Raw genomic sequence first — 20,441 nt, 5'->3', positions numbered from 1 at the left:
GCGCGGCGTAACGCCGGCCGTCCGATTTTCGCTTTATTGTGACAATGATCTATGGTTTGTCGCGCCGCGGCCAAGCCGCTGTTCCGAAGCGTTTTTTGAGGGAGTAATCGATAAATGGTGAATGAAAACTGGCCCGTTTACGGTGAGATCACCGGCCCTGTGGTGATGATCGGCTTCGGCTCGATCGGACGGGGAACGCTGCCGCTGATCGAGCGCCATTTCAAATTCGACAAGTCGCGCATGACGGTCATCGACCCGCGCGACACCGACCGCAAATTGCTCGACGAGCGCGGCATCACCTTCATGCAGGACGCGGTGACCAAGAAGAACTACAAGAAGCTGCTGACACCGCTTTTGACCAATGGCGGCGGCCGGGGCTTTTGCGTCAACCTGTCGGTCGACACTTCCTCGCTCGAACTCATGAAGCTCTGCCGCAAGCTTGGCGTCCTCTATATCGACACGGTGGTCGAGCCCTGGCTCGGCTTTTATTTCGACGAAAAGGCCGACAATGCCTCACGCACCAACTATGCGCTGCGCGAGACGGTGCGTACTGAAATCGCGAAGAACCCAGGCGGCACCACGGCGATCTCGTGCTGCGGCGCCAATCCGGGCATGGTCTCGTGGTTCGTCAAGCAGGCGCTGGTCAACCTCGCCACAGATCTTGGCCTCGATTTCTCGGAGCCCGCGCAGCACGATCGCGAAGGCTGGGCCAGGCTGATGAAGAAAGCCGGCGTCAAGGGCATCCATATCGCCGAGCGCGACACCCAGCGCACCAAGAAACCCAAGCCGATGAACGTGTTCTGGAACACCTGGTCGGTCGAAGGCTTCATTTCGGAAGGCCTGCAGCCGGCCGAACTCGGTTGGGGCACGCATGAGACGTGGATGCCGAAGAACGCCAAAAAACACAAGAACGGCTCGAAGGCCGCGATCTTTCTGGAGCAGCCCGGCGCCAACACGCGCGTGCGCACATGGTGCCCGACGCCCGGTCAGCAATACGGCTTCCTGGTGACGCATAATGAGGCGATTTCAATTGCCGATTTCTTCACCTTGCGCGGCAAGAAGGGCAAGGTGCAGTACCGGCCGACCTGCCATTACGCCTATCATCCCTGCAACGACGCCGTGCTGTCACTGCACGAGATGTTCGGTGCCGCCGGCGAGGCTCAGCCCGTGCATCACGTGCTCGACGAAAACGAACTGGTCGATGGCATCGACGAACTCGGCGTGCTGCTCTACGGTCACGCCAAGAACGCCTACTGGTACGGCTCGCAGTTGTCGCTGGCCGAGGCGCGCAAGCTGGCGCCCTACCAGAACGCCACCGGCATGCAGGTCACGTCGGCGGTGCTGGCCGGCATGGTTTGGGCGCTGGAAAATCCCGAGGCCGGCATCGTCGAAGCCGACGAGATGGATTACAAGCGCTGCCTCGACGTGCAGAACCCATATCTCGGGCCGGTCAGGAGCTATTATACCGACTGGACACCGCTCGACAATCGACCTGGTCTGTTTTCCGAGGACCTCGACACCAAAGACCCGTGGCAATTCCGCAACATCCTCGTTCGATAGCAGCGTTGCGTCGACACTCCGCCAGCTTGCAATCGCCCGGAAATCGGGCGATTGAAGAGGAGCGGCCTAGAGCGACGTGCGTCCATTTGGACGCACAAAGTACGCTCTAGCACTTTGAATGTGAGCATCGTGCTTTCCGAAAATCGGATCGATTTTCGGGCCGATGCGAGAGGAGAGGATTTTGAAGATGACGATCGCGCAAAGACTGCTTTCGGCTGGCATTGCCGCGGCCGCTACGGTCGCGTTGGCGGCCTGCACCACAACCGGCCCAGGCGAGCCGCCGGTGATCACGGCCAAAGGGGTTGAAGGCTCCTGGATCGACGCGCAGGGCACGGGCTTGTCCACCTTCAAGGGCGGCAGCTTCGCGACCGTCGCAACCGACACCGGCCAGAAGCTTGCCGATGGCAGCTACACCATGACCGGCGGCACCTCGGTCGAGATCCATGGCACTTCGCTGATCCGCCAGACGCCGATCAGCTTCAACTGCCTGATGGTCTCCACAAGCCAGCTCAATTGCACCAGCGCGAGCGGGCAGAATTTTGTGCTGACCAGGCGCACCTGAAATCCGATTCCGAATTGACTTTGCAAAAGGGCGGCGGCTTGAAGCCGCCGCTTTTTACGCCGGCAAAGCCTTTTTACGCCGGCAAAGCTGATGCCGATTTCCGCTTGCATCGACTGAAACGCGATGTGAACATGGCCCGAGAGGGCTGTTACATCCCAGTCAAACAAGAGCTTTAAACGCGTCTGCGCATGACCCCGAAAATCGGAGTCGATTTTCGGAAAGGATCATGCGCAAAATAAAATTGGTACTTTGCGCGTCCCAAATGACGCGCGGCGCTGTACTCAAGTTATCCGGGAGACGAGAATGAAGAAGATCGCTGCCATCGCCGCGCTGTCGGCATCGGCGCTTGGCCTGTCGGCAGGCGTATCCTTTGCCGACTACACGCTGAACATCCTGCACATCAACGACTGGCACAGCCGCATCGAGAGCAACAACAAGTATGAATCGACCTGCTCGGCCGAGGAGGAGACCAAGGGCGAATGCGTCGGCGGCGCCGGCCGCCTGGTCACCGCGATCGCGCAGGAGCGCAAGAAGCTGCAAGGCCAGAACGTGCTGCTGCTCAGCGCCGGCGACAATTTCCAGGGCTCGCTCTTCTACACGACCTACAAGGGCAAGACCGAAGGCGAATTCCTCAACCAGATGAAATTCGATGCCGAGGTGGTCGGCAACCATGAGTTCGACGATGGCGAGTCGGCGCTGGCGCCGTTCCTCGACATGATCCAGTTTCCGGTGCTCGGCGCCAATGTGAAGGCCAATGCGCAATCCAAGCTCGGCGACCGCGTCAAGCCGTCGATCGTGGTCGAGGTCGGCGGCCAGAAGATCGGCATCGTCGGCGCGGTCACCAACGACACGCCGGAGCTTGCCACGCCTGGCCCGAACATCGCCATCGAGGACGACGTCAAGTCGATCACCGCCGAGGTCGAGAAACTGAAGCGAGAGGGCGTCAACAAGATCATCGCGGTCACCCATATCGGCTACAAACGAGAACGCGACGTGATCGCCAAGATCCCGGGCGTCGACGTGGTGGTCGGCGGCCACAGCCACTCGCTGCTGTCCAACACCGACCCCAAGGCGGAAGGCCCTTATCCGACGATGGTCGACAATCCGGACGGCTACAAAGTGCCGGTCGTGCAGGCGGCGTCCTATTCGAAATATCTCGGCGAGTTCAAGGTCGTCTTCGACGACAATGGCGTCGTCAAAGAGGCAAGCGGCGATCCCATTCATCTCGACAAATCGATCACGCCCGACCCCGCCGTGCTTGCCCGCATCAAGGAACTCGGCGCCCCGATCGAGGCTTTGAAGAACAAGGAAGTCGCCGAGACCACCAAGGCGATCGACGGCAGCCGCGAAAACTGCCGCGCCCGCGAATGCGAGATGGGCAATCTGGTCTCCGACGCCGTCCTCGACCGGGTCAAGGGCCAAGGTGTCGAGATCGTCATCTCGAATGGCGGCGGCTTGCGCGCCTCGATCGACCAAGGCACCGTCACCATGGGCGAGGTTCTCACTGTGCTGCCGTTTCAGAACACGCTGGCGACCTTCCAGATCACCGGCAAGGATCTGGTTGCCGGCCTGGAAAGCGGCCTCAGTCAGGTCGAGGACGGCGCCGGGCGCTTCCCGCAGGTTGCCGGCCTGAAATATGCGTTCGACAAATCGGCGCCGCCTAATGGACGCGTCAAATCGGTCGAGGTCATGGAAGGCGGCGCCTGGACGCCGATCAAACCGGACAAGGACTATCTGGTCGCCACCAACAACTATGTCCGCCAGGGCGGTGACGGCTACAAGGTATTCGCCGAGAAGGCCAAGAACGCCTATGACTACGGCCCGGGGCTGGAACAGGTCGTCGCCGATTACCTCGGCGCGCACCGGCCCTATACGCCGAAGCTCGACGGCCGCATCACCGAGATCGCCGCGACCGGAGCCCCGGCCGCGGAACCAGCCAACCCGGCCGAACCGCCAAAACCTGCTGAGGCAGCGCCGATAAAGCCTGCTGAGCCGGCAATGCCCGAAATGCCGGCCGGCTCCGGCGACATTTCCAAAACACCACCGGCCGTCCCGGCTGAAACCGCGCCGGCGGCCCCCGCACCCGCCGAGCCGGCCCAGCCGGCGGCACCTGCGGCTCCGGCCACACCGGCTCCGGCCACCCCTGCTCCGGCTGTACCGGCCAAACCGGCCGAGACGGCGCCTGCCCCGAGTCAGCCGGCCCCGAGTGAACCGGCCCCAAGTGAGCCGGCAAAACCTGCCGAGCCCGCCAAGCCGGCTGAGCCGGCACCGGCCGAAAGCAGCCATGTAATCGTCGCCGGCGATACCTATTGGGATCTCGCGGTGAAGGCCTATGGCGACGGTACCAAATGGAAAATGATCTTCGATGCCAACAAAGCCTACGAGCCACGCCGGCTGCCGGTCGGCGCAACCTTGACTATCCCGGCGGCCTCGAAGTAATCCGGCCGCAGGAACGCAATGCACCCGCCCGGCAAACCGGGCGGGTGCTGCATTTCTGGGATAAGGTGCGGCCAGACGCTGCATTTGAAAACCGGCGCGGCATCGCTACCTTCGCCGCGGCACCGCTGGTTTCGCGGTGTTGGAGAACCCCATGACGCTTGCCAACCCTGCTGAAAGCAAAGCCGAAACGACCGCCGGCGCGCTCCCGGCAGGACACCCTCCGGTCGGGACAGGCAAGGTCGGTGTCATGCTGATCAATCTCGGCACCCCGGACGGCACCGACTTCAAGCCGATGTGGCGCTATCTCAGGGAATTTCTGTCCGATCCGCGCGTCATCGAACTCAACAAGGCGGTCTGGTATCCGATCCTCTACGGCCTGGTCCTCACCACCCGGCCGAAGAAGTCGGGCGCCAACTATGCCAGGATATGGAACCGGGAGCGCAACGAGTCGCCGCTGCGCACCTATACCCGTGCCCAGTCCGAGAAACTCGGGCTTGCGCTCGGCGATTTATCCCATGTGATCGTCGATTGGGCGATGCGCTACGGCAACCCTTCGACCGAGAGCGTGGCCAACAGACTGGTCGAGCAAGGCTGCGACCGCATCCTGTCTTTCCCGCTCTATCCGCAATATTCGGCGACGACGACTGCGACCGCCAACGACCAGTTGTTTCGCGCGCTGATGAAGATGCGCCGCGCCCCAGCCATTCGCAGCGTGCCCCCCTATTACAACGAGCCGGCCTATATCGAGGGGCTCGCCCGTTCGATCGAAGGGCATCTGGCGAGCCTCGACTTCGATCCGGAAATCGTCATCGCCTCCTATCACGGTATTCCGAAATCCTACTCCGACAAGGGCGATCCCTACCAGGCGCATTGCCTGGAGACGACGCGGCTGCTGCGCGAAAAGCTCGGCTGGGATGAGAACAAGCTGATCACCACCTTCCAGTCGCGCTTCGGCGCGCAGGAATGGCTGCAACCCTACACCGACAAGACAGTCGAAAGACTGGGGCGCGAAGGCGTGAAATCGGTCGCCATCGTCAATCCGGGCTTTTCCGTCGATTGCATCGAGACGCTGGACGAGATCGGCAGGGAAGCGGCCGAGACCTTCCACCATGCCGGCGGCGAAAAGTTCGCGCACATCCCTTGCCTCAACGACAGTGCAGAGGGCATGGCGGTGATCGAGGCAATGGTGCGGCGCGAGCTGTCCGGCTGGGCTTGAATGGATCCCGCCGTCCATGCACCCGCAATCCGTGATCACCTGATTGTAACATTGCTGAAACACACTTAAGTGTTTGGTGGAATCGGCCGCGTGGCAATGTCCAACATGGCCTTTGAGGGGAGAGCCAAAATGGGTTTCAGTGGTTTCGATATTGCGCTTCTTGTTCTTGTCGCCCTTGTCGTGCTGGTGCTTTTCAAGGGCATCCGGACAATTCCGCAAGGCTACAATTATACCGTCGAACGCTTTGGCCGTTACACCAAGACATTGAGCCCGGGCCTCAACCTCATCGTGCCCTTCGTCGACCGTATCGGCGCCAAGATGAACATGATGGAGCAGGTGCTCGACGTTCCGACCCAGGAGATCATCACCCGCGACAACGCCACCGTGGCCGTCGACGGCGTTGCCTTCTATCAGGTGCTCAACGCGGCGCAGGCCGCCTACCAGGTCGCCGGCCTGCAGAACGCTATCCTCAATTTGACGATGACCAACATCCGCACCGTGATGGGCTCGATGGACCTCGACGAGCTGTTGTCAAACCGTGATGCCATCAACGAGCGCCTGCTGCGCGTCGTTGATGAGGCCGCGCACCCCTGGGGTATCAAGATCACCCGTGTCGAGATCAAGGACATCAATCCACCGGCCAATCTCGTCGAATCGATGGGCCGCCAGATGATGGCCGAGCGCAACAAGCGCGCCCAGATCCTCGCCGCCGAAGGCCTCAAGCAATCGCAGATCCTAGAGGCCGAGGGCCGCAAGGAAGCCGCCTTCCGCGATGCCGAGGCGCGCGAGCGCTCGGCCGAGGCTGAAGCACGCGCCACGCAGGTGGTATCGGAGGCGATTTCCAAGGGTGACGTGCAGGCGCTCAACTACTTTGTCGCGCTGAAATACACAGAAGCGCTGACCAGGATCGGTGCAGCGACAAACAGCAAACTCGTGCTGATGCCGATAGAGGCTTCCTCACTGATCGGCACGCTCGGCGGCATTGGTGAAATCGCCAGGGAAGTTTTCAAGGGCGAAGGCACCGCCAGTCCAGCACGACAGGCCCGCCCGCCCGTGGTTCGTCCCAGCGAGACCTGAGGCCATGTTCGATCGCATCATTTCCGAACTCGGTCCGTGGAGCTGGATGGTCCTCGGCTTCGTCCTGCTGGTGATGGAGGTCGTCGCGCCGGGCATTTTCATGCTGTGGATCGGCATTGCCGCGCTGTTGATCGGCGTCGTCTCGCTGCTCATCTGGGACGCCGGTTTCTGGAGCTGGCAGGTCCAGGTCCTCGCCTTCCTCGCGCTGTCGCTGGTCTCGGCCTATGTCGGCAAGCGGCTGGTGGGCGGGCGGCATGAGGAAACCGACCAGCCGCTGCTCAACCGGCGCGGCGCCCAGATGGTCGGCCGGACGGCGACCCTTGCCGAGCCGATCAAGGATGGGCGCGGCCGCATCAAGCTCGGCGACACGTTGTGGCGCGTCTCCGGCCCTGACCTGCCGGCCGGCACGCAGGTGCGCGTGACCGGTGCCGCCGACACCGACCTGGAACTGACGGTCGAGGCAGTCTAGAAGCCCGCTAGGCAGCACCGATGCGCAGCAGGTCGTGCAGATGGACGAGCCCGATCGGCCGTCTGCCTTCGACCACCATCAGGCTGGTAATGGCAGAATCGTTGATCGTCTGCAGCGCCGTCGCAACCAGTGTGTCGGGCGCCGCCATTTTTGGCTCTCTGGTCATCACCTGATCGACGCTCATGGCCAGAAGATCGCTGCCGATATGGCGCCTGATGTCGCCATCGGTGATGATGCCGATCAGCTTGCCGTCCGCCGAAGTGACCGCCACGCAGCCAAACCCCTTGCGCGACAATTCGAGGATCGCCTCGCGCATGCCGGTGCCGGACGACACCAGAGGCAGCCTGTCGCCGACATGCATGATCTCGCGGATCTGCGTCAGGTTGGCTCCGAGCTGGCCGCCGGGATGGAACGTTCGGAAATGGTCCGGGGTGAAGCCGCGCGCCTCGAGCAACGCGATGGCCAGCGCATCGCCCATCACCATTTGCAGCAGCGTCGAGGTCGTCGGCGCAAGGCCGTGCGGACAGGCTTCCGGGGCTCGCGGCAGCAGAAGCACCACGTCGGCTGCACGCGCCAGAGCCGATTTTTCGCCGGCGGTGACCGCGACCAGCGGGATCGAGAAGCGCCTGGAATAGGCGATGATGCCCTTGAGCTCGAGGCTTTCCCCCGACCACGACAGGGCGATGATGGCGTCGTTCCGAGCGATCATGCCGAGGTCGCCGTGATTGGCTTCGGCAGGGTGGACGAAGAAGGCCGGCGTGCCGGTCGAAGCGAGCGTTGCGGCGATCTTCGAGCCGATATGGCCGCTTTTGCCGACCCCGGTGACGATGACGCGGCCATCGATCTGCGACACCATGTCGACCGCCCGTGCGAACGGCTCGGCCAGCCCGTTTTCGAGCGCGTCTGCCAGTGCCGCGACGCCGGCCTGCTCTGTCGCCACCGTTCTCAGCGCCGAGGCAATCGCGGCCTGCTCGTCGAGCGGCTTCCTGTCTGGGGATTTCACGTCCATGGACGATGCGATTAGCGCTTCGGCGCGCGCCTGTCCAACGGAATTGCCGCCCAGAACACCTTGGCGGGCGATCCCTCAACGCTCCGTTAACCATCCCCATTTACGGTTTCGTAAGTATGGCGCGCGTGCGCCGCGCAAGCAGTGGTGCCGATGTCCGGGTTTCAGCCTCAAAACAAAATAGGACGAAAGGGCAACGCGGTTTGCGCTTTGCTGCTGGCAACCAGTGTCCTTGCGTTGTCGCGTCCGGCACTGCTTTGCGCCCAGGAAATCGAGCTGCGCGGTGAGGTTTCGGAATCGACAATCCTGGACGACCAGCAGTACAGGATCAGGCAGTTGGGCATGGCTGCTGCAACCGCCAACGACGATACGCCGCTGCCTACCTATCGTCCGGCCAGCCCGGGGGCCTTGCCTGACGACGGCACGGGCGAGGCGGCGGCCACAACCGGCGGCACTTTCGATCCACCAGCGGCCAGCGACGACCCGTTTGCCGACCCTGCTGCGCCGCCACGACGGCGGCCGAGCGCAACGCAACGCGCCGTCGAAGAAGGCAAGGCCAAAGATGAGGCCGTGGACAACAAGAAGCGCAAGAGAGGCGCCACTGCGACTGCAGCGACGCCGACGACCGACGACACCGACACCGCCGCCATAGACGAGCAGGATACGGCCAACCGCCGTGCGGTGACCATCGATTCCGCCGAAAGGCTCAAGCTCGACCCCGGCGCCGAGCGCACCGAAGCCATCGAAGGCCAGGACAAGAAGAACGAGGACGACCCGTTCGCCGCCACCGGCATCCAGCTCGGCTCCTTCGTGATCCGGCCGACGCTCGAGCAAGGCCTGACGTATTCAACAAACGCAGATTCGAGCAGCCTCGGCAAGCCGGCATTGCTGTCGGAAACGACGCTGCGCTTCAACGCCGTCTCCGACTGGCGGGAGAATTCGGCGACGATTGAGGGCTATGGCATCTTCCGCGAGACGTTGTCCGGCTATGACGTTCACGAGGCGCAAGGCCGCGTCGACGGCACGCTCAACATCGATCTCGACAATGATCTGCGCGCCATCGCCAAACTTGGCTACGAGGCCGTGCCCGAATCGGCCTCGGCGCCGGACGCCATCGTCGGCGCCGTTGGGCAGCCGGTGCGCCAGACCGTGAGCGGCAGCCTCGCCGTCGAGAAGGATGCGGGAAAGATGCGCTTCGCGCTGACCGGCGCGGTCGAGCACGACATCTTTGGTGACGCCAAGCTTTCGTCGGGGGGATCGCTGTCGCAGAAGGGCCGCGACTCGACGCTCTATACGGCCATTTTGCGCACCGGCTACGAGATCTCGCCTGCCATCACTCCGTTCACCGAAATCGAGGTCGGCCGGCGCGCTTATGATTTGCGCGTCGATCCAAACGGCTTCCAGCGCTCCTCGACGCGGCTTGGCGCACGGGCCGGCGTCGAGCTCGATCTCCGCGAGAAGCTTACCGGCGAGTTCTCGCTCGGCTGGTTGCGCGAAGCTATCGACGACAACGCCCTGCCGGCGATTTCGGGCGCGACGGTTAATGCCGATCTCAAATGGTCGCCGGAACGCGGCACCACGATCGGCCTCACCGCACAGACGACCGCCGAGAACACGACGAACGCGGGCGAAAGCGGCGACATGCTCTATTCCAGCAGCCTCACCGGCGAGCGGCAAATCCGCGCCAACCTGACCGGAAATGCCGCTCTCGGCGTTGAATGGCGCGACTATACCGGCTCCGACGATCATGATTTGACGCTGAGCGCCGAGGCTGGGCTGACATGGTGGCTGAACCGCTATGCCGGGCTCACCACCCGCGTCAGGACTGAAAAACTGACCAGCAACCTGGTTGGACGCGACTACACGGCCAACAGTATCTTCGTCGGCTTGAAGTTGCAGCGCTAATGCATGTCGCGCAGAAGTGTGCAGCGGTTTTGCGATAACGACATGCATAAAACAAGAACCTAAAGCGCATCGCATAAGGCTGGTCGAATGCGGCGCACTTTAGCCAGTCAGCGCGAACCGGTGTTGAAGCTAGAAGGCTACGCCGCGGCGTTCTGACGGCGCGAGTTCGTCGAGAAGCGTGCGAATGACACCGGCCATGCTTGCATTCATGTCGCTGCGCCACAGTGCGAAGGCAACGTTGGCCTCGACGAAGCCTTCGGGCGAGCCGCAGTCGAACGTCCGCCCGCGGTAGTGGTAGCCGTAGAAGGGCTGTTGCTTCTGCAGCTTCAGCATTGCATCGGTGAGCTGGATCTCGTTGCCGGCGCCTTTTTCCTGGCCTTCGAGTATCTTGAATATCTCCGGCTGCAGGATATAGCGCCCGTTGATGAAGAGGTTCGACGGCGCGGTGCCGGTCTTCGGCTTTTCCACCATGCCGGTGATGCTGAAACCGTGATGGGCGTCCTCGCCGCGGCCGACAATGCCGTATTTGTGCGCCTCGGCGGGATCGCATTCCTGCACGGCGACGATGTTGTTGCCGGTCTCGGCGTAAAGCTCGACCATGTCCTTCATGCAGCTTTTTTCCGACTGCATGATCATGTCGGGCAACAGCAGCGCAAAGGGCTCGTCGCCGACAAGCTCGCGCGCGCACCAGACGGCGTGGCCAAGGCCGAGCGGCACCTGCTGGCGGGTGAAGCTGGTCTGCCCCGGCGCCGGCTGCAGCCGCTGCAGGCGGGCGAGCTGATCATCCTTGCCACGCTGCGCAAGCGTGTCGTAGAGCTCGAACTGGACATCGAAGTGATCCTCGATGACCGCCTTGTTGCGGCCGGTCACGAAGATGAAATGCTCGATCCCGGCTTCGCGCGCCTCATCGACCACATACTGGATGACCGGCCTGTCGACGACCGTCAGCATTTCCTTGGGAATGGCCTTGGTGGCGGGGAGAAAGCGCGTGCCGAGACCGGCAACCGGGAATACTGCCTTGCGAACTCTCTTCATGTGCCAATTATCCATTTGCATGCCGGTTCGGCAATCCCGATTCGAGACATTTTCATGCCGAAATCGAGCATTACTGAACGACGGGACAGAAATCTCAGCTGGTAAAGCGTCGACGCATCTTTTCATCCCGGACGGCACCTATGGTAAACCAAATGCTAACCGGGTTCGGCGATGAATAGTCTTCCTGAGATAAAGAAGGAGGAAAAGATGTCCGTTCGCAACGTCGCAAGGCGCTTCACCAGCGTCCTGACGGCCGCCAGCCTCTCGCTTGCCTTGCTCATGCCCAGCGGGCCGGCTTTTGCCGATGCCGGCTTCCGCCAATGGGTCGCCAGCTTCCGTGCTACCGCCGTGGCGAGCGGCGTTTCCGGCTCCGTCTACGACCAGGCATTCAAGGGCATCAGCGATGCTGATCCGATGGTGCTGGAAAAGGCCCGTACTCAACCCGAATTCACCGCACCCGCCTGGGATTATTTCGACAACCGCGTCCATGACCAGTCGGTCGCCGTCGGCCAGCAGATGGCAAGGAAATGGAAGCCGTGGCTGGACAGGATCGAGGCAAGATACGGCGTCGACCGCTACATCCTGCTGGCCATCTGGTCGATGGAGTCGAACTACGGCGAAACCCTCAAGCGCGATGACATCATGCGCAATGTCGTGCGCTCGCTGGCGACGCTTGGTTATGCCGACCCGAAGCGCGCGAAATTTGCCCGCACCCAGCTGATCGCGGCGCTGAAGATCCTGCAGACCGGCGACATCGACGAAAGCCATCTCAGCGGCTCTTGGGCCGGCGCGATGGGTCATACCCAGTTCATCCCCACCAGCTACCTGTCCTATGCGGTCGATATGGACGGCAACGGCAAGCGCGACATCTGGAATTCGATTCCCGACGCACTGGCGACAGCCGCCAATTTGCTGAGGAAGAACGGCTGGCAGGCAGGCAAGACCTGGGGTTATGAGGTCAGCCTTCCGGACGGCAAGAAGCTGCCCGGGGGCTCGAAGTCGCTGTCGCAATGGCAGGCGCTTGGCGTCACCCGTGCCAACGGCAAGCCATTCAAGAACGGTGGGGACAAGGCGACGTTGAAGCTGCCCGGTGGCCGGGGCGGGCCGGCTTTCCTGATGATCAAGAATTTCTCGGTCATCAAGCGCTACAACAATGCCGACAAATATGCGCTCGCCGTGGGCCTTCTTGCCGACGAAATCGCCGGCTATGGCGGGCTTGTGCAGGACTGGAAGCGACCGTTTACCAAGCTCTCCTTCGAGGAAAGGCAGGAGCTTCAGAAGCGACTTTCCGAGCACGGCTATTACGACGGCAAGTTCGATGGCAAGATCGGTGACGGATCGAAAACCGCCATCATGGCCTTCCAGGCAAAGGCCGGCTTGACCCAGGACGGGTATCCGAGCAAGGAAGTGCTCAAATGGCTCAGGCAAAACTAGAGCCGGTTACGGGATGGAGAGGGTGATTGGTTTCGGCTGCGCGCATCCGGTTGATCGTTCGTCGCGTGCCGATCCTCGTTCTGGCGATCGTCGTTCTGGCAGTCGGCGCGGCCAGCGCCTTTCATACCTCGGCCATGGCGCAGGAGCCGGAAAGTCGTGGCTGGTCGCTGCGCGACCTGTTGTTTCCGCGCAGAAGCGAGCGGTTTGAGCAGCCGCCGCCCGAATTCCCGAGAGAATTCCAGAGAACAAAGCCCAGACCCAAGCTGAGGAAGCCCCGGTCCGTTCGCCGGCCGGCGCCGGCCGAGCCGACAACCCCGGTGGCCGAGAAGGCGCCCGATGCGCGCGTCGTTCTGGTGGTCGGCGATTTCATGGCGTCTGGACTGGCTGAGGGGCTCGACGCCGCCTTTGCCGAAAACACCGGCGTCAGGATTGTCGTCCGCGCCAACGGCTCGTCCAGCTTCGTGCGCGACGATGTCTACAACTGGCCCGAACAGGTCAAGTCGCTGATCGCTGCCGAAAAACCGGCAGCCGTCGTCGTCATGCTCGGATCGAACGACCGTCAGCAGATGCGCGTCGGCGATGTGCGTGAGCAGCCGCGATCCGAAAACTGGACCAAGGAGTACGAGCGCCGGACCGAAGCGCTCGGCAAAGCCATCGCTTCAGCCAAGGTGCCGTATCTATGGGTTGGCATGCCGGCCTTCCGGGTCTCGAAAATGACCTCCGACATGCTGGCCTTCAACGACATCTACCGCTCGTCCGCCGAAAGCCACGGCGGCGAATTCGTCGATGTCTGGGACGGGTTCGTCGACGAGAACGGCGCCTTTATCACCAGCGGACCGGACATAAACGGCCAATCGGTGCGCCTGCGCTCCGACGACGGCATCAACATGTCGAAGGCCGGCAAGCGCAAGCTCGCCTTCTACACCGAAAAGCCGCTGATGAAGATCCTTGGGCTGGCCGCTCCGGGAAGCGTGGTCACAGCTTCTGCCCCGGCCGGCGCTCCCGTCGAGGCGCCGGCACCTGCTGCCGCACCGATAGCCGCCGATCGCACTGTGCCGATGCTGCTCAGCGATCCGGCGCTGGACGGCGGCTCGGAACTTCTCGGCGCCGCCCCGCCGGCAAAGGCGGACAAGAATTTGCCCGGCGAAAAGCTGATCGTCGAGGGCAAGGCGACCGACGCCTCGCCCGGCCGCGCCGACGATTTCTCGTGGCCGCCCAAGATACAACCTGCGACTGCGGCTGCTGCATCCGACACGACGACGGCGATCCGGCAGTAAAACCGGCGACTCTTTCTGTAGAGTTTCGGAACGGACTCAGCGCGGCAGCACGCTCGATCCCATCAGAGCCTCATCGATGGCGCGCGCCGCCTGGCGGCCCTCGCGGATTGCCCAGACGACCAGCGACTGGCCGCGCCGCACGTCGCCAGCCGCATAGAGCCTTTCGACGCTGGTTCTGTAATCGCGGTCATTGGCCTCGACGTTCTTCGAACGGCGGCTGTCGGTGACGATCGTCATCTGCCCGTCGAGTTCCGACACCGGCCCTCGAGCGGCCGGCCCGGCAAAGCCGATGGCGATGAACGCGAGATCGGCGCGGATGACGAATTCGGTGCCGGCGATCGGCTTGCGCTTTTCGTCGACCTCGCAGCATTTGACCCCGGTCAGCTGGCCGTCTTCGCCGATGAATTCAAGCGTCGCCACCTGGAATTCGCGCTCGGCGCCTTCGGCCTGCGAGGATGAGGTGCGCATCTTGGTCGCCCAGTAGGGCCAGACCGACAGCTTGTCTTCCTTTTCCGGCGGCTGCGGCCGGATGTCGAGCTGGGTGACGCGCACCGCGCCCTGGCGGAAGGCGGTACCGACGCAGTCGGAGGCAGTGTCGCCGCCGCCGACGACGACGACATGCTGGCCGCCGGCGACGATCGGGCGCGACGGCCATGCCACCGACTGGATCGGCTCGCCGCCGATGCGCTTGTTCTGCTGCACCAGATAGGGCATCGCGTCGTGCACGCCGTCGAGATCGTCGCCCGGGATGTTGGCCGGGCGCGGCGTTTCGGAACCGCCGCAATAGAGCACTGCGTCGTATTCGGCGAGCAGTTCGGCGACCGGCTTGTCGACGCCGACATTGACGCCGCAATGGAAGCTGACACCCTCGCCCTGCATCTGCTCGATGCGCCGGTCGATATAATGCTTCTCGATCTTGAAGTCGGGGATGCCGTAGCGCATCAGCCCGCCCGGCCGGCTCTCGCGCTCATAGACGTGAACGTCATGGCCGGCGCGGCCGAGTTGCTGGGCGGCCGCCATGCCGGCCGGCCCCGAGCCGATGATCGCGACGCGCTTGCCGGTCTTCCGTTCCGGCGGATAGGGCCGGATATGGCCGGTTTCATAGGCCTTGTCGGCAATCGCCTGCTCGATCGTCTTGATGGCGACCGGAATGTCCTCGAGGTTCAGCGTGCAGGCTTCCTCGCAAGGTGCCGGACAGATGCGGCCGGTGAATTCCGGAAAATTGTTGGTCGAATGCAGGTTGCGGATCGCGTTGTCCCAGTCGCCATTGTAGACGAGGTCGTTCCAGTCCGGGATCTGGTTGTGGATCGGGCAGCCGGTCGGTCCATGGCAATACGGAATGCCGCAATCCATGCAGCGCGCCGCCTGTTTCTCGACCTCCTTATCCGACATCGGCAGCGTGAACTCGCGGAAATGCCGGATGCGGTCGGAAGCCGGCTGGTACTTGTGCACCTGCCGATCGATCTCGAGAAACCCTGTTACCTTGCCCATAGTCCAGTCCCTGCTGTCCGGAAGGCACGCCTGGCGACGCACCCGTTAACCTCATAAGGCAGCCGTGGCAACCTTCAGTCCGAGGTCAGGATTGTTGATGAAGATGGTTGCCGGGACGCATGGCTTCCCGGCAATTTCCAAATCTATTCCGCCGCCACGTTCATGCGCATACGTTCCATCTCGATCAGCGCGCGGCGGTATTCGACCGGCATGATCTTCCGGAATTTCGGCCGGAAAATCGCCCAATCGTCGAGGATTTCGCGACCTCGTTCCGAGCCCGTGTAGTGGACGTGGTTGGAGATCAACTGGTAGAGCCGCTCCTCGTCATGGCTGGTCATATCGCCGGATACGTCGACACGGCCCTTGTGGTCGAGATCGCCGCCATGGTGGAGCAGCTTTTCCATCAGGTCGTCCTCTTCCGGAACCGGCTCCAGCTCGACCATCGCCATGTTGCAGCGTTCGGCGAAATCGCCCGCCTCGTCGAGCACATAGGCGACGCCGCCCGACATGCCGGCGGCGAAGTTGCGACCGGTCTGGCCGATGACGACGACGATACCGCCGGTCATGTATTCGCAGCCATGGTCGCCGACGCCTTCGACGACGGCGGCGACGCCCGAATTGCGCACGGCAAAACGCTCGCCGGCGACGCCGCAGAAATAGGCCTCGCCCTCGGTCGCGCCGTAGAGCACGGTATTGCCGACAATAATGGACTCGGCAGCAACGATTTTCGTGTTCTCCGGCGGACGGATGACGATGCGGCCGCCCGACAGGCCCTTGCCGACATAGTCGTTGGCCGCGCCTACCAGTTCGAACGAGACGCCGCGCGCCAGGAAGGCGGCGAAGGACTGGCCGGCCGTGCCGGTGAGCTTGACCGAGATCGTGTCCTCCCGCAGGCCCTTGTGCTTGAAGCGCTTTGCCACTTCACCCGACAGCATGGCGCCGGTCGAACGGTCGACGTTGCGGATCGGCAGTTCGATGCTGACTGGCTGCCTGGCTTCGAGCGCCGGCTTTGCCAGTTCGATCAGCTTGCGGTCGAGCACGTCGTCGATCGGATGCTTCTGCCGCTCGGTCCAGTGCACCGCCTCGTGCGGCGCATCCGGCTTGTAGAACATCTTGCTGAAGTCGAGCCCGCGCGCCTTCCAGTGCTGGATCAGCTCGCGCTTTTCCAGAAGGTCGGTGTCGCCGATGATCTGGTCGAGATGGGTGTAGCCCATCTCGGCAAGCAGCGCCCGCACCTCTTCCGCCACATAGAAGAAGAAGTTGATGACGTGCTCGGGCGTGCCCTTGAAGCGCTTGCGCAGTACCGGGTCCTGCGTCGCGACGCCGACCGGGCAGGTGTTGAGATGGCACTTGCGCATCATGATGCAGCCGGCCGCGATCAACGGCGCGGTCGAGAAACCGAACTCGTCGGCGCCGAGCAGCGCGCCGATGACAACGTCCCGCCCGGTGCGCAGGCCGCCATCGACCTGCAGCGCGACGCGCGACCTGAGGCCGTTGAGCACCAGCGTCTGGTGCGTCTCGGCAAGGCCCATTTCCCACGGACTGCCGGCGTGCTTGAGCGAGGTCAGCGGTGAAGCGCCAGTGCCGCCGTCATAGCCTGATATGGTGATGTGATCGGCACGCGCCTTGGCGACGCCGGCCGCAACCGTGCCGACACCGACTTCCGAGACCAGCTTGACCGATACGTCCGCCGCCGGATTGACGTTCTTTAGGTCGTAGATGAGCTGCGCCAGATCCTCGATCGAATAGATATCGTGATGCGGCGGCGGCGAGATCAGGCCGACGCCCGGCGTCGAATGCCTGACTTTGGCGATGGTCGCGTCGACCTTGTGGCCCGGCAACTGGCCGCCCTCGCCGGGCTTTGCCCCTTGCGCGACCTTGATCTGCATCATGTCGGAATTGACAAGATACTCCGCCGTGACGCCAAAGCGTCCCGAGGCGACCTGCTTGATCGCCGAGCGTTCGGGGTTCTTGCCGCCGCCCGGCAGTGGCAGATAGCGGTCGGCCTCTTCGCCGCCCTCGCCGGTGTTCGACTTGCCGCCGATGGCGTTCATGGCGCGCGCCAGCGTCGTGTGCGCTTCCCTGGAGATCGAGCCGAAGGACATCGCCCCGGTCGAGAACCGCTTGACGATGTCGGCCGCCGGCATGACCTCGTCGAGCGAAACCTTCTTGCGCCCAGTTTCTTCCGCGAGCCTGATCTTGAACAGGCCGCGAATGGTCTGGGCACGGGCCGTCTCGCTGTCGATCTGGGCGGAATAGTCCTTGAACGTTTCCCACGAGCCCTGGCGCACGGCGTGCTGCAAGGTGGCCACCGCATCCGGCGACCAGATGTGTGCTTCACCGCGCATGCGGAACACGTATTCGCCGCCCACCTCGAGGCTGTTGCGCAGCACCGGGTCGTTGCCGAAACCATCGGTATGGCGGCTGAGCGTCTCGGCCGCGATCTCGTCCAGTCCGACGCCCTCGATCAGTGTCGCGGTGCCGGTGAAGTATTGCTGCACGAAATCGGTCTTCAGCCCGATGGCGTCGAAGATCTGCGCGCCGCAATAGGACTGGTAGGTCGAGATGCCCATCTTGGACATCACCTTGAGGATGCCCTTGCCGATCGACTTGATGTAGCGGGAGACCACTTCGTAGGCGTCCACCTCTTTCGGCAGTTCGCCACGCTTGTGCATATCGAGCAGCGTGTCGAAGGCAAGATAAGGGTTGATCGCCTCGGCGCCATAGCCGGCAAGGCAGCAGAAATGATGCACTTCGCGCGGCTCGCCGGATTCCACGACCAGCCCGACCGAAGTGCGCAATCCCTTGCGGATCAGGTGGTGGTGCACCGCGGCTGTCGCCAGAAGCGCCGGGATGGCGATCCGGTCCGGCCCGACCTGGCGGTCGGACAGGATGATGATGTTGTAGCCGCCGGCGACCGCCGCCTCCGCCCGCTCACACAAGCGGTCGATGGCACCCTGCATGCCCGCTGCGCCCTCGTTCGAGCCATAGGTAATGTCGATCGTCTTGGTGTCGAACCGGTCCTCGGTGTGGCCGATGGAGCGGATCTTTTCGAGATCGCCATTGGTCAGGATCGGCTGGCGCACCTCGAGCCGCTTGCGGCGCGAATTGCCAACCAGGTCGAAGATGTTGGGCCGCGGCCCGATGAAGGACACCAGGCTCATCACCAACTCCTCGCGGATTGGGTCGATCGGCGGGTTAGTGACCTGAGCAAAGTTCTGCTTGAAATAGGTGTAGAGCAGCTTCGACTTGTCCGACATCGCCGAGATCGGCGTGTCGGTGCCCATCGATCCCACGGCTTCCTGGCCGGTGGTCGCCATCGGCGACATCAACAGCTTGGTGTCTTCCTGGCTGTAGCCGAACGCCTGCTGGCGATCGAGCAGGCTGACATCCCTGCGCAATTCGCGCGGCTCGACCGGCTTCAGGTCTTCGAGGATGAGCTGCGTGTTGGCGAGCCAGCTCTTGTACGGATGCCTGGTCGCAATCTCCGACTTGAGCTCCTCGTCAGAGACGATGCGGCCCTTCTCGAGGTCGATCAGAAGCATACGGCCGGGCTGCAGCCGCCACTTCTTGACAATCCTCTCCTCCGGCACCGGCAGCACGCCGGCTTCCGAGGCCATGATGACGCGGTCATCGTCGGTGACGATGTAGCGTGCCGGGCGCAGACCGTTGCGGTCGAGCGTGGCGCCGATCTGGCGGCCATCGGTAAAGACCACCGCCGCCGGTCCGTCCCACGGCTCCATCAGCGCGGCATGGTATTCATAGAAAGCCTTGCGGTCGGCATCCATGAGCTTGTTGCCGGCCCAGGCTTCCGGGATCAGCATCATCATGGCGTGGCTGAGGCTGTACCCGCCCTGGAACAGGAACTCGAGCGCATTGTCGAAGCAGGCGGTGTCTGACTGGCCGTCGTAGGAGATTGGCCAAAGCTTCGAGATGTTGTTGCCGAACAGTTCGGAATCGACGGACGCCTGTCGCGCCGCCATCCAGTTGTTGTTGCCGCGCACGGTGTTGATCTCGCCATTGTGTGCGACCATGCGGTAGGGATGCGCCAGCTTCCACGACGGGAACGTGTTGGTCGAGAAGCGCTGGTGGACCAGGATCAGCGCGGTTTCGAAGCGCGGATCGGTGAGGTCCTTGTAATAGGCGCCGACCTGGTAGGCCAGGAACATGCCCTTGTAGACGATGGTGCGCGCCGACAGCGACACGCAGTAGGAACCGATGTCCTTGTTGTCGTTCTCGGCGTAGATGCGGCCCGATATCACCTTGCGCAACAGATAGAGCCTGGCCTCGTACTCCTCGTCGTCAAGAATGTCGGCTGTACGGCCGATGAATATCTGACGATGGAACGGCTCGGACGCCACGATATCAGGCGCCGTCGACAAGGACGAATTGTCGACGGGCACATCACGGAAACCGATGAGCGGAAGCCCCTCGGACTGCGCCGATTCGGCAATGATGTCCTCGATGTGAGCACGAAGTGCTGCATCCTGCGGCATGAACCAGTGTCCGACACCGTACTGACCGGCCGGCGGCAGTTCGATGCCCTGGGCTGCCATCTCTTCGCGGAAGAAACGGTCTGGAAGCTGCACCAGCACGCCGGCGCCATCGCCGGCCAGCGGATCGGCGCCGACGGCCCCGCGATGCGTCAGGTTTTCGAGCACGGCAAGGCCGTCCTCGACGATCTGATGCGACTTCACGCCCTTCATGTTGACGATGAAGCCGACGCCGCAGGCATCATGCTCGTTGCGCGGATCGTAGAGGCCGTGCGCGGCATAGCCGGTGCTGGTTCGCCCAATATTGGTCAGGGACGGATTTTTGACGGCTGCCGCTTTCGTCTGCGCGGCCTTCGTCGCAGATGGCGTCATGTCCGTCATCGTCCTGTCCTCCGTTCCGTCCCCTTCGGGCGCTGGTTTCCGTCGGGAAGCGCGTGGCTCCCCTTTCAATCTTGCGGCACGTCTGGCGAAATTCTT

13 protein-coding genes are annotated in these 20,441 nt (G+C 62.9%); 9 read left to right on the top strand and 4 right to left on the bottom strand.

The window, feature by feature from the left end; genetic code table 11:
• Positions 1-114: 114 nt before the first annotated feature.
• The 6 genes from NKJ93_RS18440 to NKJ93_RS18415 all read left to right on the top strand — a co-directional run bounded on the left by NKJ93_RS18440 (position 115) and on the right by NKJ93_RS18415 (position 7,323).
• Positions 115-1,560, top strand: coding sequence for a homospermidine synthase (locus NKJ93_RS18440; RefSeq protein ID WP_352481939.1), 1,446 nt, complete (start codon positions 115-117; stop codon positions 1,558-1,560).
• A 187-nt stretch (positions 1,561-1,747) separates the two neighbouring features.
• Entirely contained in the window at positions 1,748-2,122 is a 375-nt protein-coding gene (omp10, locus tag NKJ93_RS18435) for an outer membrane lipoprotein Omp10 (protein WP_023720183.1), read from the top strand.
• Positions 2,123-2,425: 303 nt separating this feature from the next.
• Positions 2,426-4,561, top strand: a complete 2,136-nt coding sequence (locus NKJ93_RS18430) for a 5'-nucleotidase C-terminal domain-containing protein (RefSeq protein ID WP_352590577.1) — start codon at positions 2,426-2,428, stop codon at positions 4,559-4,561.
• A gap of 151 nt (positions 4,562-4,712) precedes the next feature.
• Positions 4,713-5,777, top strand: coding sequence for a ferrochelatase (gene hemH, locus NKJ93_RS18425; protein ID WP_023719099.1), 1,065 nt, complete (start codon positions 4,713-4,715; stop codon positions 5,775-5,777).
• Positions 5,778-5,906: 129 nt separating this feature from the next.
• Complete coding sequence (locus NKJ93_RS18420; RefSeq protein ID WP_023719098.1) at positions 5,907-6,854, top strand: SPFH domain-containing protein; 948 nt, start codon at positions 5,907-5,909, stop codon at positions 6,852-6,854.
• Positions 6,855-6,858: 4 nt separating this feature from the next.
• Positions 6,859-7,323, top strand: coding sequence for an NfeD family protein (locus tag NKJ93_RS18415; protein ID WP_023719097.1), 465 nt, complete (start codon positions 6,859-6,861; stop codon positions 7,321-7,323).
• Between the two features lie 7 nt (positions 7,324-7,330).
• Here the strand turns inward: NKJ93_RS18415 and NKJ93_RS18410 are convergent, their stop codons facing one another.
• Positions 7,331-8,332 carry a KpsF/GutQ family sugar-phosphate isomerase gene (locus tag NKJ93_RS18410; protein WP_023719096.1) on the bottom strand — a complete coding sequence of 334 codons (1,002 nt, stop codon included), beginning with the start codon at positions 8,330-8,332 and terminating at the stop codon, positions 7,331-7,333.
• 150 nt (positions 8,333-8,482) lie between these two features.
• Between NKJ93_RS18410 and NKJ93_RS18405 the strand changes: the two genes are divergently transcribed.
• Positions 8,483-10,234 (top strand): outer membrane beta-barrel protein, encoded by a 1,752-nt coding sequence (locus tag NKJ93_RS18405; protein WP_352590574.1) that lies wholly within the window; start codon positions 8,483-8,485, stop codon positions 10,232-10,234.
• Between the two features lie 129 nt (positions 10,235-10,363).
• On the opposite strand, the gene galU is transcribed toward NKJ93_RS18405, so the two are convergent.
• A complete protein-coding gene (gene galU / locus NKJ93_RS18400) occupies positions 10,364-11,269 on the bottom strand; it encodes a UTP--glucose-1-phosphate uridylyltransferase GalU (protein ID WP_023719094.1) in 906 nt (301 codons plus the stop codon).
• Positions 11,270-11,476: 207 nt separating this feature from the next.
• Here galU and NKJ93_RS18395 point away from each other — a divergent pair, with 207 nt between their 5' ends.
• Together NKJ93_RS18395 and NKJ93_RS18390 are read left to right on the top strand one after the other, a co-directional pair.
• Entirely contained in the window at positions 11,477-12,703 is a 1,227-nt protein-coding gene (locus NKJ93_RS18395; protein ID WP_023719093.1) for a lytic murein transglycosylase, read from the top strand.
• A gap of 26 nt (positions 12,704-12,729) precedes the next feature.
• Positions 12,730-13,980 (top strand): SGNH/GDSL hydrolase family protein, encoded by a 1,251-nt coding sequence (locus NKJ93_RS18390; RefSeq protein WP_352590572.1) that lies wholly within the window; start codon positions 12,730-12,732, stop codon positions 13,978-13,980.
• A 36-nt stretch (positions 13,981-14,016) separates the two neighbouring features.
• Here the strand turns inward: NKJ93_RS18390 and NKJ93_RS18385 are convergent, their stop codons facing one another.
• Positions 14,017-15,471 carry a glutamate synthase subunit beta gene (locus NKJ93_RS18385; protein ID WP_352465855.1) on the bottom strand — a complete coding sequence of 485 codons (1,455 nt, stop codon included), beginning with the start codon at positions 15,469-15,471 and terminating at the stop codon, positions 14,017-14,019.
• Between the two features lie 143 nt (positions 15,472-15,614).
• A complete protein-coding gene (gltB, locus tag NKJ93_RS18380) occupies positions 15,615-20,345 on the bottom strand; it encodes a glutamate synthase large subunit (protein ID WP_352590569.1) in 4,731 nt (1,576 codons plus the stop codon).
• Positions 20,346-20,441 lie beyond the last annotated feature (96 nt).

Origin of the sequence: Mesorhizobium sp. M0028 (genome assembly GCF_040323855.1) — a bacterium.
Taxonomy (GTDB): Bacteria; Pseudomonadota; Alphaproteobacteria; order Rhizobiales; family Rhizobiaceae; genus Mesorhizobium.
This window is presented reverse-complemented; position numbering and strand designations above follow the sequence as displayed.